This is a genomic window from Microbulbifer okhotskensis (assembly GCF_023895975.1).
Lineage (GTDB): Bacteria > Pseudomonadota > Gammaproteobacteria > Pseudomonadales > Cellvibrionaceae > Microbulbifer > Microbulbifer okhotskensis.
Window position 1 is genome coordinate 1 of record NZ_JALBWM010000201.1, and the last position, 3,636, is coordinate 3,636.

Consider the following 3,636-nt stretch of genomic DNA (forward strand, 5'->3'; position numbering starts at 1 on the left):
TATCTGGCCGTGGTTCCTACCTATTTCGCCCCCTAAAACTGTCCGAAGTATTGCCCCTATGCGGAAGCCTAGAATCAGATGTAACCATTGAATTTACGAATGTCTGTCTTGCCAATCCTGTTCATACGCTGCTTGAGATCATCCATATCGTGAGTCCTGACGCTGCTGGCGAGGCCGAAGGGGGTGCGGTTAATAAGTGTTATGGCATTGTCTAGATTATTTGTCCTAACGCCAGTGGCGACAAGTCCACATGATGCTGCCCTGTAGGCGCGAGCATTTTCCTCAAAACCAGAAAGAACCATTACCAATAAATAAAAAATCGGAGGCATCAGTTCTTCTATCGTTCGTTCGTAATCTGGTACCAACCACAACCGACGTCTTAATCTGATCACTCAATAGTGAAAGCGCCCCCGCATCCGTATAAACTTAACAGGCAAGTGCACATTTTTCGAGTTCAGCGAATTTCTTTTAAGTCAGTGACACCTATAGGCCTGGATAAGAGAGCTTCTATATTCTTTCGATAATTAGTGTAGTGGTTCGAAATTTTATGTTGATCAAGCGCAGATTTATCTTCATATTTTTCTATTAGATGATAGATCTTTTCTTTGTTTTTTGTGCCCACTTGCTCACAAAATTCATATATTAGGTTGCCACGCTCTGCTCTCGATGGCACTACCATCTCCATGAGAATATCTTTGACATCTTCTTCCTTTCCCTGTTTTGGGTGAAATGAAGCGAACACCAAGACAGGTGTTTTCATTGCTGTTCTCCATCATTTTCCTAAATATAAACTCAGGATGTTAAGCGGGAGCCTATCCGGCTTTTTAATAGGTCGTTGAAAACGATGAACTCCTTCCTTAAAATTCATAAGATGATGAGTGCCTTAGGGGAGAGTGGGAGTAATTGTAATAATGTTTTTCAGCTAATTTTCAGTATAGATAATTCCCCATTAACTCTCTGGATTTTACATCAATCTATAATAAAAAAGATCTAGCATGTTTTAAAAATAAGGGAATCCTGAATAGCTCGCGGTGGTTCTTCTGAAGCTTAATCAATTGTCGGTTTTTTAAAAAACTGAAGGTTTGGGTGTTGAAATAGATGGAAATAATGAATTAATCACCAATAGATAATTTTGGTGCCGATACCTCAAACGGTCGCATCATATCGTAATCTTCATGGGAGAGTAGATGGCAGTGCCATACATAGAGACCTTCGCGGTCGAACCGTGCTATTACTCGGGTGACCTGACCGGGTAAGGCAATTACGGTATCTTTGGGGCCGCGTTCTTCAGGTCGTGGTGGGAGAGGTTTGCCCAGTAATGATTCCACTTCCAGTCGCGCTCCCTGGAAAGTTTTATTGGTATGCATAAATTGTTGAGGCTTGGAAATCAGCTTCCCTTTAAAGGGCTGGCGGTCGAGTACCTGGAATTCCACCAGGTGGATATGAATTGGATGAGCCGATACTGTGGGGTTGTAGATCTCCCATATCTCTACGGCATTGTGTTGGATTATTTCCGTGGTGGGGTCTTCGTAGAATAGGGAACCTTCCTTAACGGGGCCAAGCATAAGCAGGTTACGGCCGTATGGATCGTCCAGGCGGTAAGTAGCCAGTTGCCGTGTGTGGCTCGCTTTTCTGAGCCTGTTGAGAGGAGGACGTAGGGGAGTATCCAGTGTGAGTTTCAAATCTCCAATGGTATTTTCATCTGCCAATACACTTTTAACGGGGGAGGGCTTTGCGGCGTTTTGGGCAATATGGAATTGCAGAATCTGGCCCGTGGTATTTGGATTTGTCGTTGGTGTTGTCCCGCCACGACCATCGCTTAATACGTGTTTGCCGTCCGGGTTGTAAATCAGTGGAAGGGAATTTTTTGGATCACTGGCTTGCACAAAGCCTTTAAAAGGAATGTCTGGACCAAAATTATGCAGGGTTAGTTTCCGTCCTTCATAAGCGGTGAAATCTACCAGTATATCGGCCCGCTCTGCGGGGGCTAGCACTAGCTCGTCAAGTTGCACGGGGCGGTCGAGAAAGCCACCGTCACCGCCGACCTGCACAAAGGAAATATTTTCTTCGATCCTGAGTATCAGCGTGCGTGTGTCAGAAGCGTTTAGCAACCGTAGACGATAAACCTGTGGTGTGGCGCTGACCTTGGGCCAGGCCATACCGTTTACTAGCATAAAATTGCCAAAAAACTCATCCAAGTGAGAGGGGTTGGGCCAATTGGCCTCTACTACCTCATGGGAAACTGGTGATGAGGGTTGGTCTCGCCAGCCGGGGAAATAAAGTTGTCCGTCAGAACTAAACAGGCTATCTGTGATGGCGACAACCCTAGTGCGTTCTTCACTGGGGAGCAGCTTTTCTTGTATTAGACGGTCTTCGTTTTCGTCACCAACCAGATAAAAACCAAATAGGCCTGCATAGACATTGAGGCGGGTCATCCCAAGGGTATGATCGTGATACCAGAGTGTTGCAGCATCCTGGGAATTGTCGTATTCGTAGATTTTTTTCTCAAACAGCGGGCCTGTCTCGCTGTAATTGCCGGTGTACCAGGCAAGGGGATTACCGTCACTTTTCCATTCAGTGTGGCCACCGTGAAGATGAATAACGATTGGCACAGCTTTGTGATTTTTCACGTCGGCAAGGTGAATAGATCGATCAATGGGAAAGAGGTGTGGTCCCGGCAGTTCATTCGCCCAGTGCACAAATACGGGTTGCCCCTCACGGGCGCGAATAGTTGGGCCGGGAGAATGGATTCGCCCTGCGTATTCAAACCCCCAAGTCTGGGTCATCAAACGTTTGCCTTTCTTATCACGCAGGCCCATCCAAATATGGGTGGGCCGTGCGGGTAGTTTGATTGGGGTAGAACCCTGGGGCCGGATCTCTGTTGGCCTGGGTAGTTCATTAACGAACTTATCCACAGCCGTCGGATCTAGCAGGGTCACGGGGCTTGATTTGCTGGCGGAGCGTGGTTTCTCTCCGATAGCCAGGGAAGGCGGGAATAATGCTAATAGGCAGAAGCAGAGGAGTACCCGTAACATTGGTTGCTCTCAGCGGCTTTGGATGAAAATTGAGTTCAGACCTGTAACGGCGTGGCCTGCCACAATAGAGTTTTCTCTCTCTATGCTTGTACGCCAATTGGTTTATAAGGCGCCGATTCAAGAGGCAAGTATAGTCTGTCGCAGAGGGTTATTTTACTTGAGGGCAGGTTTCTTAAGTGCTTCATTGGGGAGGAGCAATTTGATTAAAAGGCTCGCTATTCCTTCATTACGTTGATGGCCAGCGCCCCTTTAGTCCGTACCGCTTTAAAATATTCTAGTGCTGCTTGGCGTTTCTACTATGGGGTCGATCCGGTCAATAATGATATTTATGGCGCCAGTACTAAGGGGTTCGGCCTGGTCTGTAAGCATGGCAAAATCTGGCTAGCATAGATAATTTCAAAGCATCCTCTCATTTATTCAATCAGTTTTTTTGACCCTAATGAAGATTCCTAGCTGATACTGTTGCTTAGTATACAGTTTAACCTGCTAAGGGAATTTTTCGCATTTATCAGCTGATATTTATTATTTTGTATTTTTCACTCAAAGACAATACTTCGGACAGTTTTAAGAGGCGAAATGGGTAGGAACCATGGACATGTAC

At 46.0% G+C, this 3,636-nt stretch carries 3 protein-coding genes; all 3 read right to left on the reverse strand.

Annotated features, from left to right (window positions below; translation table 11 throughout):
- Positions 1-74 precede the first annotated feature (74 nt).
- Positions 75-329 (reverse strand): aldehyde dehydrogenase family protein, encoded by a 255-nt coding sequence (locus tag MO867_RS24205; protein ID WP_373565923.1) that lies wholly within the window; start codon positions 327-329, stop codon positions 75-77.
- Positions 330-454: 125 nt separating this feature from the next.
- Entirely contained in the window at positions 455-760 is a 306-nt protein-coding gene (locus MO867_RS20995) for a putative quinol monooxygenase (protein ID WP_252472742.1), read from the reverse strand.
- A gap of 352 nt (positions 761-1,112) precedes the next feature.
- Entirely contained in the window at positions 1,113-2,939 is a 1,827-nt protein-coding gene (locus MO867_RS21000) for a multicopper oxidase family protein (RefSeq protein WP_252472744.1), read from the reverse strand.
- Between the last annotated feature and the right edge of the window lie 697 nt (positions 2,940-3,636).